This window comes from Butyrivibrio sp. DSM 10294 (assembly GCF_028539135.1).
Classification (GTDB): Bacteria; Bacillota; Clostridia; order Lachnospirales; family Lachnospiraceae; genus Butyrivibrio.
Map to the genome: position 1 here is coordinate 55,890 of NZ_JANSWL010000036.1, position 16,027 is coordinate 71,916.

Below are 16,027 nucleotides of genomic sequence, written 5' to 3' on the forward strand. Positions count from 1 at the left end.
AAAAAACTCCTTGCCGCAACTGCGACAAGGAGTTTAATTTCTTATGAGTTTAATGAATTACATCATACCGCCCATTCCTGCGCCGCCAGCGGGCATAGGAGGTACGGGCTCCTTAACTGTAGCAACTGCTGCCTCTGTTGTAAGGAAGCTTGATGCTACTGATGTAGCGTTCTGAAGAGCTGATCTTGTAACCTTGGCAGGATCGATGATTCCGTCCTTAACCATGTCTACATACTCTTCTGTGTATGCATTAAAGCCAACGCCCTGCTTGGACTCCTTAACCTTGTTAACGATTACGGATCCGTCAAGACCTGCGTTGTTAGCGATGTGGTAAAGAGGAGCCTCAAGAGCCTTGAGAACTACCTTAGCACCTGTCTTCTCGTCGCCTTCAAGTGAATCTGCAAGCTTAGCTACTTCCTTGGTTGCGTGGATGTATGCACTGCCGCCGCCGAAGATGATACCCTCTTCTACAGCTGCTCTTGTAGCATTAAGAGCATCTTCCATTCTGTACTTAGCTTCCTTCATCTCTGTCTCTGTTGCAGCACCTACTCTGATAACAGCAACACCGCCTGCCAGCTTGGCAAGCCTCTCCTGGAGCTTCTCTTTATCAAACTCAGAGGTTGTATCCTCGATCTGCTTCTTGATCTGAGCTACTCTGTTCTTGATGTCTGTCTTGTTGCCGAGACCGTCAACGATAGTGGTCTTCTCCTTCTCAACCTTGATGCTCTTAGCTCTTCCGAGGTCATCCATTGTAACGTCCTTGAGCTCAAGACCAAGATCAGAAGAGATAACCTTGCCGCCTGTAAGGATTGCGATATCCTCAAGCATAGCCTTTCTTCTGTCGCCGTAGCCGGGAGCCTTAACAGCAACTACATTGAATGTTCCGCGAAGCTTGTTAACGATAAGTGTTGTAAGAGCCTCACCCTCAACATCCTCAGCGATGATAAGGAGCTTGGAGCCTGTCTTAACGATCTGCTCAAGAAGAGGAAGAATATCCTGGATATTGGAGATCTTCTTGTCTGTGATAAGAATGAAAGGATCATCCAGTGTAGCTTCCATCTTGTCCATATCTGTAGCCATGTAAGCTGAGATATAGCCTCTGTCGAACTGCATTCCTTCTACAAGGTCGAGCTCTGTCTGCATTGTCTTGGACTCTTCGATTGTGATAACGCCGTCGTTGGAAACCTTCTCCATAGCGTCAGCGATCATCTGTCCAACCTCATCATCTCCTGATGAAACTGCAGCTACTCTCATGATCTGCTCTTTGCCCTTAACCTTGGTAGCCATCTTGCCGATAGCCTCAACAGCCTTGTCTGTAGCCTTCTTCATACCCTTTCTGAGTACGATAGGGTTAGCGCCTGCTGCAAGGTTCTTAACACCCTCATTGATCATAGCCTGTGCAAGAACTGTAGCTGTTGTTGTACCATCACCTGCTACGTCATTGGTCTTGGTAGCAACTTCCTTAACAAGCTGAGCACCCATGTTCTCGTAAGAATCCTCAAGCTCGATCTCCTTGGCAATTGTTACACCGTCGTTGGTGATTGTGGGAGCGCCGTAGCTCTTATCAAGAACTACATTTCTTCCCTTAGGTCCAAGTGTTACTCTTACTGTATCTGCAAGCTTATTAACGCCTTCTACCATAGCTGTGCGGGCGTCAGCGCCGTACTTAATTGTCTTAGCCATTTTAATTTCCTCCGTTGATTTATTGTACTCCGTGATATACGGATTGCTCCGCTTCGCTCTCGCAATCCTACATACATTCGGAAATCGATCTGCTCATTTCATTCGCATATCTGTTTTCCTCATGTATGTTCGGTCCTCAAGCTTTCATTTATATGTCTGCAAGCAGCCATAAATGAATCTTTTCGTCCCTATATCACTCATTTAATTATCGCTAATATGTCGTTCTGCTTAACAATGATGTAGGTTACATCATCAAGCTTAACTTCTGTTCCGGCGTACTTGGAATAGATAACATTGTCGCCCTTCTTAACCTGCATCTTAACTTCCTTGCCGTCAACAACTCCGCCTGGGCCTACTGCGATAACTTCGGCCTGCTGTGGCTTCTCCTTCTCAGCACCGGGAAGAACGATTCCTGATTTTGTAGTTTCTTCAGCCTCAAGCTGCTTAAGTACAACTCTGTCTGCAAGTGGTTCTAACTTCATTGTTAATGCCTCCTTTATGTGATACTTTTTGTTTACTTTTTAGTCTTGTTAGCACTCAATCTCATCGAGTGCTAACCTCTAAGAACATATATTACTACCATAGTGAAATAAATGCAACCTCTACACCCCCACTAATTTATAAAGAATTTAATATAATTTAATCCCCAGTAAATTGCATATTTCAGAACCGCCTCTCATAATGAGGCTAAGAAAGTATGTATTAATTCACAACAGGGATGTTGTGAAGCCCGCAGCGGGCAGCTCTTCAAGGAGGTGATAGATATATGAGTACAAATTTCTTTAGTAGCTTATCCGGCTCTTATGATTATGTATCCAGCATGTCAGGTCTTTTGTCGGATTATTCCAGTATAAAAAGCGGTGCCTACGGAAGCCTCATGAAATCATACGTAAATAAAGTAGGAAACAAGGCTGCCCTGAACGCATATCGCGAGACAGGCTCCACCACCACGGGAGCAGCCTCTGAGGTGACATCCTCCAAGTCAGGAAGTGCAAATAAATCAAGCTTTCTTGACAGCTATTTTAATGACATAAAAAACAGCGGATCTACTCCCAAGTCCTCGTCAAAAGAATCCTCGGATTCCTCAAGTACAACTTCGTCAACAGCCACCACTACCACAGATGCCTATGCCAAATACAAATCCTCCTGGCTGGACGATCAGCTAAAGCAATACGACAAGGATGCCAACAAGACCACCGCAGCAGATACTTCGGTATCCTATGACACAACAATTTAACAGGATTAAACAGAAGCAGCACCGGCACAGGAGCAATTCCTGTGCCGTTTTTTTATGTCGGGTGATGTCTGTCACCACTTTCAAACTCATAAGGATCTCGCCAGCTCTTAAGGAGACCATCCACTACTGTATTACAGATCAGAATCTTATAAAGGCATCCATTCCGGAGTTCTATGCGAAATATAAGCTTCTCAATGAAGATAGTTAAGCAAATAAAAAAAGGCTCAAGTCATAAGGCTTGGGCCTTTAAATATGTTCATAGCAATGAAAATGAACCATTGACTCCGTCCCCGGGGGCCATTATTCTTTTCTTGGAATATCCTTGCCGTAGAGATCTATATAGTTCTCCTTAAGGGCTATAGCCCAGTATTTCTCAGGAATATCAGGCCACTTCACTGTTCCTCTCTCCTGCTCGCAGAGTCTCATGGCTCGTAGCAGCACTGTCTGATTGAGGTCAACTCCCGTTCTGATGGTATGCATGGTAACTGCTGCCCAGGCCGGTGCCATGGTACACAGCTCAGAATTCTTGAACTCCCTGAGGATTTCCTTCCTGTCATACTCAAGCTGAACATACTCTTCTTCCCAGGATTTGGTATCTCCGTGAAGTATACAGAACTGTGTCTTACCGCTGTGATACCACGGAATACCGATAGAGCCGGGATTGACACCCTTTTTGCCCCTGTAGATATATGTCTCCTGAATATGATTGTGGCCGTGAAGCAGCACTCCGGTCTTTAAATGAGACAGAACCTTCTTGGTATTTCTCTTTTCCCGGAACAACAGCTCCCCGGTATTAGTGGGTGAACCGTGGCAGTATTCAAAGCCCGGCAGACCCTTAGGCTGATATATACCGTAATTAGGCAGGGATTCAAAAAAATCAAAGTCCTTGTCCGTCAGATTCTGATAAGTATACAGTAAAGATCCGCTGGCGGAGCCTCTCTTCCACTTCCCCTCGCCGGTCTTACGATAGTTCAGAAGATATTCTTCCCTGTTCCCTCTGATAATATAAGTATTGAAATACTGCTTAAGGACATAGATGAGCTCCATGGTCTTCTGAGGATTGGGACAGTCCGTCACAAAGTCCCCCAGAAGCACGAAATTCGTTATTCCTTTGCCCACAGCATAGTCAATGGCCGCCTGCAGCGCCGTATGATTGCCGTGAATGTCACTGAAAACAGCAATATCCATTAGCTGAATACTCCTTCAAAAGCACCTTCCGTACTGAATTCCTCAAACTGTTTGGTAAATAGCTCGAAGTAATACCCCTTTAGATCCATAAGCTCCTTATGGGTTCCTCTCTCTATTATCTTACCATCCTGAACCACCAGAATAATATCTGCGTCCACTATGGTTGAGAGTCTGTGGGCGATCACAAAAGAGGTCCTGCCCTTGATCACCGTAAGTATCGCATCCTGAATCGCCTTCTCCGTAACGGTATCGATGGAAGCTGTGGCTTCGTCAAGAACAAGAATGCTTGGGTCTGCCAAAATAGCTCTGGCAAAGGAAAGAAGCTGTTTCTCTCCCACTGACAGCATATCTCCATCCTCACCAACATCACTGTCAAGGCCCTTGTCCATGCGCTTAACTATGGAATCGGCGCTGACAAGCTCAAGTGCCTTCCAGATCTCTTCCTCCGTCGCATCGGGCTTACCATATTTAAGATTATCCCTAACCGTTCCCGAAAACAAGTGGGGTGTCTGCAAAACGTAGCCTATATTGGAATGGAGCCACAGCTGCGACCTCTCCGCCGCATCACGTCCGTCTATCAGCACCTGACCGGAGGTTGGCTTAAAGAATCTGCATACCAAATTAACCAATGTTGACTTACCTGCACCGGTCTCTCCTACTATGGCCACATTGGTTCCCTGCGGAACCTTCAGATTAAAGTGCTCCAGAACATACTCCTCTCCATCAGGATAATGGAAGGAAACATCCTTGAATTCAATATCTCCGTGAAGAGGCTCCCAGTTCTCTTTCCTGGGATTAAAGGTATCACCATACTTCTCTATTACCTCAGGAGTATCGTAAACATCGGACTTGGTCTGAATAAGGCGGGTCAGTCTCTCCACATTTACCTGCACAGCAATAAGCTCCGACAACGTAACTATCACATTCTGAACCGGCTCCATCATTCCAAGGGCATAGGACAGGAATACGGAAAGAGTTCCTATCTGCATCACGCCTTCCATGGTGATGGTACCTCCCTTGTACAGTACGATCGACAGCGCCAGTGAAGACATCATGGTTATGATTGAAGTAAAAAGTGCGGAATAATGAGTTGCATGAACCGAAGTCCGTCTCATTTTCTCTGTATCGGTTTCAAAGTCATTCTGGATCTTATCCTCAACCACAAGGGTCTTGATAGCCTTGGCCCCTGTTATTCCTTCGTTGAAATTGCCCGTGATGGTTGAGTTGATCTCCCTTATCTTCCTGTTAAGTACGATGAGCTTACCCTGGAAATACATCACAAGAACCGCCGCGATGGGCACCAGTATCATGATGTACAGGGAAAGCCTTGCATTGAGGGCTATCATCATTCCCATCACGCAGATAAGATAGGCTCCGTTCCAGATGATATCCATCATTCTCCAGGACACCATGACACCTATTTTGCCGGTATCACTCATAACCCTGGCGTGGATGTAACCCACGTTGTTCTGGTTAAAATAGGCCAGTGACAGCTCCTGCAGATGATTGAAGGCCGCATTTCTAAGGTCTCTGTCGACGCTGAGCTCCACCTGTCCACACATATAGCAGCATATAAAATTGTCGATAACCTGCAGTATAAGAATGCTCACATACAGGATAATAAATACAGTCAGCCCATTCAGAGTCTGCTTACCCACAAAATTGTCCAGGGCATATCTGTTAAAGATCGGATAGATTGAATCCACCAGTGAACTCAGTATTCCCAGAATTATCATAAAGATTATCTTGGGATAATACTGCTTGATATAGGGATGTAGTCTTGGTATTCCAAAAAACGGCAGCTTAACCGCCTTATCATTTTTATTCTCGCTCATACTACCCCCTGCATCTGAATATCATAGATTCTCTTGTAGATACCGCCCTTTGCAAGGAGCTCATCATGGGTTCCGGATTCCGCAACCTTCCCCTTGTCCAGAACGATTATATTGTCTGCGTGCATAAGAGTTGTGATCCTGTGAGAAATAAGAACCACTGTGGAATCTCCCACATTCTCTGACAGAGCAGCCCTTATCCTTGCATCTGTCTGGGTGTCGACAGCTGACAGTGAGTCGTCAAATACCATGACAGGCGGCTTTTGCACCAGCATCTGGGCAATGGCAGTTCTCTGCTTCTGTCCTCCGGATAAAGTCACGCCCCTTTCTCCCACATAGGTATCATAACCCTTTAAGAAGGTCCTGATGGTATCATCAAGAGCTGCGATCCTGGCTGCGTTCCTGATTTCCTTCATATCCGGCTCCTTAAGAGTGATTCCGATATTCTCTGATAAGGATCTGGAAAAAAGAAATGGCTCCTGCAACACAAATCCGATGTTCCTTCTAAGGTGACTTGCCTTGATATCTGACAATTCAGTATCTCCCACATATATTGTGCCCTTACCCTCAGGAAGCTCATAAAGCTTGTCCATGAGATACATCAGGGTGGACTTGCCTGAGCCGGTACTTCCCAGGATTCCGAAGGTGGTTCCCGCCTTGATAGTAAAGGAAACGCCTCGAAGCACCTCCTCAGTAGCATTGTCATAGGCAAAAGAAACATTCTCAAATCGAATATCCTGGCGAAGGGAAGGCTCTCCCGCTCCCTCTTTGTCCTTCTCGGGTTCGCTGTTCATGATATAGCGAAGACGATCGATGGAAACACCTGCCTTACTCATCTCTGAAATGATCCTTCCAAGGGCTCTTACAGGCCAGGTCAGCATCGCATTATATGATACAAAAGCAATGTACTCACCCACCGTGATCCTGCCCTGAACACAGACAACAGCCCCAAGCACTGTGACCAGCATGACCTGTAATCCCGAAATAAGATCGTTGGAAGACCAGAAGGCTGCCAGCGTCTTCATAAGACTGATCCACATCTCGGTGTATTCCTGATTCTGCTTCTCGAATCTGTCCTTTTCGTATTTCTCCCTTCCGAAGGCCCTTACCACTCTTACGCCGGTGAGGTTCTCCTGGGCTGTGGCGGAGAGTCTCCCCTCTTCGCTGTCTGCATGCTCGAACTGGGAGCTGATCCTGTTATGGAAAAAGCAGGAATACAGAACAATTATCGGAATAAATATCCCGGAAAAGAATGTGAGAAAGCCATCGATATTGATCATAAAATACATGGCCACGATAATTCTGATGACGATTCTGAAAAGCGAAAGAAGCTGCTCCGAAATAAAAGCCCGGATGGTCTCAACATCAGAAGTACACCGCTGAATAATATCACCGGTGTGGTTCTTCCCATGCCAGGAAAAAGGCAGGTGCATTATGTGCTCAAAGAGCTTGTTTCTCATGCGCTGAATTAGCTTTTCGGAGGCGATGGAATTAAGGAGCCTGAAAAGGTATCTGCACAGGGCCTGCAACAGTGCTATGACTGCGATTACCACAGCTATCAGGTACAGGTGGCTTCTTAAGAATTCGTTTCCTCCCAGAAAATCCATGAAGGTCTTTAAATATCCCGGGGTGCTCCCACTGTCCGTGGGAGACTCCGAGATACAAAAGTCAATTGCATACTGTACGATCTTGGGGCCTATAAGCTCCAGAAACGTAACACAAAAAGAAATAAGAATACTAAATAAGAATATGGCAGTGCTCCCCTCAAGGAAGTACATAACCATCTGTGTTTTGGTCTTAAACCTTAAGTTTTTGTCTTTATTTTCCATATTTACCCGTTAGTCATAAGGCTAATTGAAGGTAAAATGCCATTATTTAATAATCTCCTTGATGGAACCCGCAAGTCCCGCAATTCCCTGGAGATTGGAGGGAACGATGATCTTGGTTGCCTGACCGTCAGCAGCCTTCTCAAAGGCCTCAAGGCTCTTAAGTGTAAGAACTGACTCGTCGGCACCTGCCTCCTTCAGCATTCTGATACCTTCGGCATTAGCGTGCTGAATGCTCTTGATAGCCTCAGCCTGACCTTCTGCCTCTCTGATTTTCTTCTCTCTCTCAGCTTCGGCTCTAAGGATTGTTGCCTGCTTGTCAGCCTCAGCCTGTAAGATCTTACTCTGCTTCTCACCTTCTGCAACAGTGATCTGTGACTGCTTCTCACCTTCTGCAAAAAGGATCTTCTCTCTCTTCTCACGCTCAGCCTTCATCTGCTTCTCCATGGCATCACGGATCTGCTCCGGAGGATTGATGTTCTTGAGCTCTACTCTTGTTATCTTGATTCCCCAAGGATCTGTTGCGATATCAAGAGCATCCTGCATCTGTGCATTGATCTGGTCTCTGGAAGTAAGAGTCTCATCCAGAGTAAGTGAACCGATCACGTTACGAAGTGTTGTTGCTGTAAGATTCTCAATGGCTCCTATGGGATTTCTTACGCCGTATGCATAAGCCATGGGATCGGAAATTCTGAAGAATACGATGGAATCGATCTGCATGGTAACGTTATCCTGTGTGATAACGGGCTGAGGCGGGAAGTCACAATACTGCTCCTTGAGATCCACCTGTCTTGCAACTCTGTCAATAAAAGGAACCTTAACGTGAAGACCTACATCCCAGGTCTCCTTATAAGCGCCGAGGCGCTCAACAACAAAAGAATGTGCCTGAGGCACGATCCTGATGTTGGCTGCTATCAAAACCACCAACAAAATAATAAGTACTGCAAAAACACCAAGCATCATAAATTTAAATCCTCCCTTTCAACAATAAGTTTAGCTCCGCTAACTTTAACAACTCTTACAGTAGTGCCTTCCGGAATGATAATGTTGTCAATCGTGGAAGCTGCCATCCAGGTAGTTCCGTCCATGTCGATTTTACCTGTCCCCTTAAGGTTGTCAATTTCCTTTTTAACCACAAGCCTACGGCCTATAATCGCATCAATATTGGTCTTCTTAGCCTTGCCGTTGACATATTTGGCAGCAAGTGGTCTTACAACCAAAAGAACCGCCACCGAAACCACCAGGAATGCTGCTACCTGAAGTAAAACAGGGGCGCCTATCATAGACAACAAAAGTGCCGCCAGGGCTCCCGCTGCAAACCATATGGTAACAAGTCCCATCGTTGCCAGTTCAATAACGGAAAAAACAATTGCGACCGCAAGCCAGACCAAGGGCATTGACATCTCCATACCTATCCTCCTTCCCCAAATTACTGATGTAAATGTATTATACTTCATAAACACAGCATTTGATAGTAGTTTCATAACAATTATTTAATAGTACTTTAAGATTTCTGCAAATTGTAATTGCGTTCATAAAAAGTTAAAATATTGTATATATCTGTGTGCATTTTCAGGAGAATTTATATGAGCGAAACGAATTTTAAAGCCTTTAAAACCATGGTTAATCTATATAACATCCCCGCCTCGGTTCTCGAAGTACACAAAAACCCCGATGGCACCTGCGGTGATGTGATTATGTACGCCATCAATTCTCTGATGGAAAGAAGCTATCAGAACCTTTTTTCCGCAGAAGGTGAAAACAAGCAGGTAGAAGGTAAGCCCTATTATGAAAACATGCCAAGAGAGCCCAAGTTTGAGCATCTCTGCTTCAGATGCGCCTGGAACAGGCAGCGTGCCCACACCTATGTCGACACCACAATGGTGTACGGCTACTGGACTGAAGATATATTATTCCCATTGGATCCTCCTGAGCAACCGGAATCTGACGATGTGGCCTACTGTCTTTTCATGTATACCCTCAACAAAGAGATGGATACCGGCAAGTTATCTCAGGTTTCCCCTGAGATTGCCAGCTTCGTCATCAAGACCTGCCTCACCCTGAGGAATGAGGAAGACTTCTACTCCAAGATGGAGATCGTAGCAAGAGACATCCGCACTTACCTGGATGCCTTTTCCTGCTGCATGATGACAGTAACTCCCGACCTCTACAAATTTGACGTTATATGTGAATCCGTTAGAGATAATGCCAAGAATCTCAAGGAAATATTCGCAAATATTCCCTATGAGATAGTTGAGACCTGGGAAGGACTGGTGGCCGAGACCAACTGCGTTATCATCAAGGATGAAAACGACATGCAGTTCTATGAGCAGAAATCCCCTGAATGGGTGGAATCACTTCTTGATAACGACGTAAAGAGTCTGGTTCTTGTGCCCTTTGTCCACCAGAACGCTATAATAGGCTATCTGTACATTACCAACTTCGATACCATTCAGATATCAAAGATGAAAGAGACCGTGGAACTGGTATCCTTCTTCCTGTCCTCTGAGGTTGCCAATCACATGATCATGGAGAGACTTGAATACCTCAGCAATGTGGATATGCTGACCGGTGTCTACAACAGAAACAGTATGAACGTCATGGTTGATGAACTCTCCACCAAGCTCAAATTAAATCCAAGGCCCTTCAGCGTTGCTTTCTGCGACTTGAACGGTCTTAAATCCATAAATGATAACGAAGGCCACGAAAACGGTGACCAGCTCCTTAAGGATGCCGCCAAAGTCCTGAAGGAAGTATTTGTCGGCGATAAGATCTACCGCGCCGGCGGCGATGAATTTACCATCATATCAACCCACGGAACCGAGCAGGACTTCATCAAAAAGATCGCCGACCTTAAACAAAAGGCCTGCGATCCCAATTGGCTCTATTTCGCCGTAGGCTACTATCATGACCCTTCCGAGGGAAACCTCAGGCTTGCCATGCGCTACGCCGACGAGCGGATGTATAACGACAAAGATGCATATTATGAAGCACATCCGGAAAAAAGAAGATAAACCGTGTGCTCTATTCCTTCTGTAATATCAAAAAGGGCTTTCCAGCCAAGATCCTCCAGCTTCTTAGCATTAAGAGCTGACGTTGGCATCAGGTTGAAGCTCTTTTTTTCTGCGTCAGTAGCCTCCTCGTAATTATATAATAAAAAGCGCTCCGCATTGACGAAGCGCCTTATATTATTTGACTAATTCAGTTAAGCATAAGGAAGTTCGGTTCTCGCAAAATACGCTCGCCCGAACGGCCTTGCTAACTAAACTCAAAAATACCTCGTTAAGTAATCAAGGTCAAAACTTACCAGCCTTAGCAGCCTCTTCGATTGAAACGGCTGTAGAAACAGTCATACCAACCATCGGGTTGTTACCTGCACCGATAAGACCCATCATCTCAACGTGAGCGGGAACTGATGAAGATCCTGCGAACTGAGCATCTGAGTGCATACGGCCCATAGTATCTGTCATACCGTAGGAAGCAGGACCTGCTGCCATGTTATCGGGATGAAGTGTACGGCCTGTGCCGCCGCCTGAAGCAACTGAGAAGTACTTCTTGCCGGCCTCTGTTCTCTCCTTCTTGTAGGTTCCTGCAACGGGATGCTGGAATCTTGTAGGATTGGTTGAGTTACCTGTGATAGATACGTCAACGTTCTCCTTCCACATGATAGCAACACCTTCCTGTACGTCGTTAGCGCCGTAGCAGTTAACCTTAGCACGAGGTGAGTTAGCGTCCTTGGAGTAGCACTTTCTGAATACTTCCTTAACCTCACCTGTGTAGTAGTCATACTGAGTCTCTACATATGTGAAGCCGTTGATACGGGAAATGATCTGAGCTGCGTCCTTACCAAGACCGTTAAGGATAACGCGGAGAGGTTTCTGACGAACCTTGTTAGCCTTCTCTGCGATACCGATAGCACCCTCAGCAGCTGCGAATGACTCGTGACCTGCAAGGAATGCGAAGCACTCTGTATCCTCTTCAAGAAGCATCTTACCAAGGTTACCATGGCCAAGACCTACCTTACGACGATCAGCAACTGATCCGGGGATACAGAAAGCCTGAAGACCGATACCGATAGCTGCAGCAGCCTCGGAAGCCTTGCGGCAGTTCTTCTTGATAGCGATAGCGGCGCCTACTGTGTAAGCCCACTTAGCGTTCTCAAAGCAGATAGGCTGAATGCCCTCGATGAGCTTGTATACATCGATGCCGGCAGCCATTGTGATATCTTTACATTCTTCGATAGATGAGATTCCATACTCCTTAAGGCAAGCCAGGATCTGGGGCTCTCTTCTTTCATATGATTCAAATAAAGCCATTATAATTTCCTCCTTCTCACCTTAATTATTCTTTTCTGGGATCGATGCATCTTGCAGCGTCAGCTACACGACCATACTGTCCCTTAGCCTTATCAAAAGCTGTATTAGCGTCATCACCGGCCTTGATGAAGTCCATCATCTTGCCGAAGTTAACGTACTTATATCCGATGATCTCGTCGTTCTCATCAAGAGCAACATCTGTGATGTAACCATCTGTAAGCTCAAGATAACGAGGTCCCTTGTCAAGTGTTCCGTAGGTTGTACCAACCATTGAACGTGATCCCTTACCAAGATCCTCAAGACCGGCACCGATCTGAAGACCGTCCTCAGAGAATGCGGACTGTGTTCTTCCGTAAACGATCTGAAGGAAGAGCTCTCTCATAGCTGTGTTGATAGCGTCACAAACAAGGTCTGTGTTAAGAGCCTCAAGAACTGTAAGGCCGGGAAGAATCTCAGCAGCCATAGCAGCTGAATGAGTCATACCTGAGCATCCGATGGTCTCTACAAGAGCCTCCTGGATGATACCGTCCTTAACGTTGAGGGAAAGCTTACAACCACCCTGCTGAGGAGCACACCAGCCAATACCGTGTGTATAACCGGAAATGTCCTTAATTTCCTTGGACTGAACCCACTTTGCCTCTTCAGGAATGGGAGCAGCGCCATGATGTACCCCTTGTGTTACGGGACACATATTTTTTACCTCTGTTGAGTAAATCATGTGAAAATCTCCTTTCGTATTGTAAAGTAACTTTCATTACCTACTTACGGATTTTTAAGATTGGCAGAAAACGCCACATCTATTTTTACATAACTTCCGACACATTTCAACATTTTTGATATATTTTTAACACATATTTTATTATCAAGTGGGCTGTTTTATATAGGACGGGGTTATGAAGGTTGTGAATTATTGAATGGGTAGTTATAATATATGAGATGTTTTTCAAGAAAAATCAGAGGTGAAATATGGAAGAATTCAAGATTTCAAATATGTACGATCTAAACGAAACTATCGCAGCAGACTTCATGAAAACCAAGGAATATCCCTGGGAGCTGCTTGCGGGAATCAAGGATTATATCATTGAGCTGGGCAATAAGCTCCCCGCAGATAAGTTTGAGAAAAGAGGCGAGAATGTATGGATTGCCAAGAGCGCCAAGGTGTTTGACTCAGCTTATATCGGAGGCCCCTGCATTATCGATGAGGAGGCCGAGGTAAGACAGTGCGCATTTATCAGAGGCAGCGCAATTGTTGGTAAGGGCGCTGTTGTAGGCAATTCCACAGAGCTTAAGAATGTTATTCTGTTCAATAAGGTTCAGGTACCTCACTACAACTACGTTGGCGACTCTATCCTTGGCTACAAGGCTCACATGGGCGCCGGCTCCATAACTTCCAACGTTAAGAGCGACAAGAAGCTCGTAGTAGTCAAGAACGGCAAGGACGATCAGGTTGAAACCGGTCTTAAGAAGATGGGTGCAATGCTGGGCGATAACGTCGAGGTAGGCTGCAACTCAGTTCTTAATCCCGGAACCGTAATCGGAAGATGGTGCAACGTATATCCTCTTTCTTCTGTAAGAGGCTGCATCCCCGCTTACCACATCTTCAAGGACAAGGATCACATTGTAAAAAAGGTTGAAGACTAAATTGCTTTTTTAGCTTTCTTATTCCATAGGAGGAGGCGCACAAGAAACAGTATTCCTCTTACGCATAGCTCCGTGGCCATAGCTACCCAGGCTCCCTTGAGTCCGTAATGTGAGCCAAGGAAATATGCAAGAGGAATCCTGACTGCCCATACGCTTATGAGATTCAGGACACTTGACATAAGAGTCTCTCCTGCCCCTCTGAACACGCCCGCTGCCACTATGGATGCACCGTAAAAAGGCTCCGCAAAAGCTTCTATTCTAAGTATCTGAGTTCCAAGACTTCTTATTTCTTCATCCGGTGACAATATCCCTATCATAAAAGGAGCGAAGGTCCACATCAGGGCACCGCTTAATCCCATTATTGCCATACCCAGAATAACCGACATCCAACCAAGGCGCTTGCCCAGGTCTTTTCTTCTGGCGCCTATGCACTGTCCCACGATGGTGGTGGCTGCAACGCCTATTCCAAAGCCCGGCATGTAGCACAGACTCTCAGCCGTTATGGAGAAAGAGTTAGCAGCTACAGATACCGTTCCGAAAGGCGATACGATTCTGGTAAAAGCCACATAGGCAAAGCCCATGATGATATTGTCGATTGCCACAGGAATAGCGATCTTCAGCGCTGTCGGAAGTTCCACAGAAGCAAAATCAGATAAACTCTTTGAGCGTTCGCCCTTACGTCCCACAAGGCTGAGCGCCGGAGACTTCACCAGAAGAATATACAGCATGATTCCCGCAACAATCACAAAGGACAACGCCGTGCCAAGGGCCGCTCCGGTTACGCCAAGCCTTGGTATAAACATGGAATTAAATAACACATCCAGAGCGCACATGATAACATTAAGTATACTGGGAACACGAATATTGCCGCTTGACTGGATCATTCCCTGGGATGCCAGCAGCATCTCTCTTGCCGGTATGGATATGGCATATATCAGAAAATAAGAGGCCGAATCCTTAAGGATCGCCTCCTCTCCTCCCATCCATATCGGAAGCCGGGAACTAACGGCAACACCAACTGCCATTATTATCAGACTGAAAAAAAGATTGACCACAAGCCCCCATTTAACGATGACTCTGGCCCCCTCTTCATCCCTGGCGCCTATTCTGTGGGCTACGCATACGGAAAAGCCCATTGCTGCAGCGGTGAGAACTCCTCCCACCAGCCAGGTTGTGCTGGACACAAGTCCTATTGAAGCAGAGGCGCCTGCCCCCAAATGTCCCACCATGGATGCGTCTATGTACTGCATTATTACCGACGACAACTGTGCAAGTATCGCCGGGAAGCTGAGCTTTAGTATCAGCAGTATCTCTTCTCTAAAGGTAAGTTTTTCGCCATTTCTAATGGCTGATAATGGATCTCTCATAGTTTTTCTAATGCTTTGGCAAATTCTCCCTGAAATTTTTCGTTTTCCTCTTCGTGCCTGATACGGCTACGCTCTATCTGCTCTTTGGACAGAATTTCGGAGGAAATGAAATGTAGATTTTCTGCTGCTTTCGCAGTCTTTAATACAACCTGGCGGGGACTGTCCCCCACCAGTAGTAGCTCCATTGCCTCTTCATCCGACAAAAATCCGCTGGTTATAATCCCAAGGGTATCATATATTGTGTCGCAGGCTATGGGACCTATTATCAGGTCATACTCTGAAAAAGAATCCGGCACTAACCTTCTGTTTGCAAAAATGTATCTATACCACTCCGGATTCTTATCAAAGACCTTGATCTTAAGCATCCTGTCATCCAATTCATAGCGGTTAACGATCACCTCAAAACCGGGCTTTTCTATAGCCCAGCCATAGGCAAAATCCCTGTCATCCGTCGTATAAAAGCCCTGACCGAAGTCGGCATTGATCCTGCCGCGGTGAATATCGGGCTGCTTTATCTCATCATATCCTGCATGATATAAGGTCATCATATATTTTCCCTCCGGTACGGACATTATAGCATAAAAAAACGATGATCCGAAGATCACCGTTTTCTTTATTATTCAGCTACTACTTTGCTGTCTTCGCTGTTCTCTACTTTATTATTGTTACTATCCTTCTTATCTTCGTTTTTCTTCTTTTTGAGCAACAAGATAATGAATAAATGAATAAGTATTGTAAAGAGCGAAATTATTATTATCAGCAGTATGTGATTGACCGTAGCCTTTTTCATTGCTGAGGTTATCTTGCCAACGCCGCTGTAGGTAGGTATGTCGGAATCATCGATTGTTGCGATATCTTCCTCTTCTACTTTCTCTTCCTGCTTCTGTGTCTTCTCCTTGTAGCTGTCTACTACAGGATAGATGTCAGATGCCTTAAG

At 45.6% G+C, this 16,027-nt stretch carries 15 protein-coding genes; 3 read left to right on the top strand and 12 right to left on the bottom strand.

Annotated features, from left to right (window positions below; all coding sequences use genetic code 11):
* Positions 1-57 precede the first annotated feature (57 nt).
* Together groL and NXH67_RS01705 are read right to left on the bottom strand one after the other, a co-directional pair.
* Complete coding sequence (groL, locus tag NXH67_RS01700; RefSeq protein ID WP_022778732.1) at positions 58-1,683, bottom strand: chaperonin GroEL; 1,626 nt, start codon at positions 1,681-1,683, stop codon at positions 58-60.
* A gap of 197 nt (positions 1,684-1,880) precedes the next feature.
* On the bottom strand, positions 1,881-2,165 hold the full coding sequence (locus NXH67_RS01705) for a co-chaperone GroES (RefSeq protein WP_022778731.1): 285 nt from the start codon (positions 2,163-2,165) through the stop codon (positions 1,881-1,883).
* Between the two features lie 284 nt (positions 2,166-2,449).
* Here NXH67_RS01705 and NXH67_RS01710 point away from each other — a divergent pair, with 284 nt between their 5' ends.
* The gene (locus NXH67_RS01710; RefSeq protein WP_022778730.1) at positions 2,450-2,920 is read left to right on the top strand and encodes a hypothetical protein; all 471 of its coding nucleotides are present in this window, start codon (positions 2,450-2,452) and stop codon (positions 2,918-2,920) included.
* Positions 2,921-3,220: 300 nt separating this feature from the next.
* Here NXH67_RS01710 and NXH67_RS01715 read toward each other — a convergent pair whose 3' ends face one another.
* Genes NXH67_RS01715 through NXH67_RS01735 form a run of 5 tightly spaced genes read right to left on the bottom strand, consistent with a single transcriptional unit; the run spans position 3,221 to position 9,175 of the window.
* Positions 3,221-4,108, bottom strand: a complete 888-nt coding sequence (locus NXH67_RS01715) for a metallophosphoesterase family protein (protein WP_272796148.1) — start codon at positions 4,106-4,108, stop codon at positions 3,221-3,223.
* Positions 4,108-5,943 (bottom strand): ABC transporter ATP-binding protein, encoded by a 1,836-nt coding sequence (locus NXH67_RS01720; protein WP_272796149.1) that lies wholly within the window; start codon positions 5,941-5,943, stop codon positions 4,108-4,110. Before NXH67_RS01720 ends, NXH67_RS01715 begins: the two co-directional genes overlap by 1 nt.
* Positions 5,940-7,769, bottom strand: a complete 1,830-nt coding sequence (locus NXH67_RS01725) for an ABC transporter ATP-binding protein (protein ID WP_272796150.1) — start codon at positions 7,767-7,769, stop codon at positions 5,940-5,942. The genes NXH67_RS01720 and NXH67_RS01725 overlap by 4 nt, the downstream gene beginning before the upstream one ends.
* A gap of 42 nt (positions 7,770-7,811) precedes the next feature.
* Positions 7,812-8,729, bottom strand: coding sequence for an SPFH domain-containing protein (locus NXH67_RS01730; protein ID WP_022778725.1), 918 nt, complete (start codon positions 8,727-8,729; stop codon positions 7,812-7,814).
* Positions 8,726-9,175, bottom strand: a complete 450-nt coding sequence (locus NXH67_RS01735; protein WP_272796151.1) for an NfeD family protein — start codon at positions 9,173-9,175, stop codon at positions 8,726-8,728. Before NXH67_RS01735 ends, NXH67_RS01730 begins: the two co-directional genes overlap by 4 nt.
* Positions 9,176-9,352: 177 nt before the next feature.
* Between NXH67_RS01735 and NXH67_RS01740 the strand changes: the two genes are divergently transcribed.
* Positions 9,353-10,780: a sensor domain-containing diguanylate cyclase gene (locus tag NXH67_RS01740; protein ID WP_272796152.1), complete on the top strand. Its 1,428-nt coding sequence runs from the start codon at positions 9,353-9,355 to the stop codon at positions 10,778-10,780.
* Positions 10,781-11,062: 282 nt separating this feature from the next.
* Here NXH67_RS01740 and NXH67_RS01745 read toward each other — a convergent pair whose 3' ends face one another.
* Entirely contained in the window at positions 11,063-12,082 is a 1,020-nt protein-coding gene (locus NXH67_RS01745; protein ID WP_022778721.1) for a GGGtGRT protein, read from the bottom strand.
* A 25-nt stretch (positions 12,083-12,107) separates the two neighbouring features.
* On the bottom strand, positions 12,108-12,800 hold the full coding sequence (locus NXH67_RS01750) for an iron-sulfur cluster assembly scaffold protein (protein ID WP_022778720.1): 693 nt from the start codon (positions 12,798-12,800) through the stop codon (positions 12,108-12,110).
* A gap of 248 nt (positions 12,801-13,048) precedes the next feature.
* Here NXH67_RS01750 and NXH67_RS01755 point away from each other — a divergent pair, with 248 nt between their 5' ends.
* The gene (locus NXH67_RS01755; protein WP_022778719.1) at positions 13,049-13,723 is read left to right on the top strand and encodes a UDP-N-acetylglucosamine pyrophosphorylase; all 675 of its coding nucleotides are present in this window, start codon (positions 13,049-13,051) and stop codon (positions 13,721-13,723) included.
* Here the strand turns inward: NXH67_RS01755 and NXH67_RS01760 are convergent.
* From NXH67_RS01760 to NXH67_RS01770, 3 genes are all read right to left on the bottom strand, one after another.
* Complete coding sequence (locus tag NXH67_RS01760; RefSeq protein WP_272796153.1) at positions 13,720-15,090, bottom strand: MATE family efflux transporter; 1,371 nt, start codon at positions 15,088-15,090, stop codon at positions 13,720-13,722. The genes NXH67_RS01755 and NXH67_RS01760 overlap by 4 nt on opposite strands.
* Positions 15,087-15,638, bottom strand: coding sequence for a DUF3990 domain-containing protein (locus NXH67_RS01765; RefSeq protein WP_272796154.1), 552 nt, complete (start codon positions 15,636-15,638; stop codon positions 15,087-15,089). The genes NXH67_RS01760 and NXH67_RS01765 overlap by 4 nt, the downstream gene beginning before the upstream one ends.
* Positions 15,639-15,706: 68 nt before the next feature.
* On the bottom strand, positions 15,707-16,027 hold a 321-nt coding region (locus NXH67_RS01770; protein WP_272796155.1), incomplete at its 5' end, for a hypothetical protein.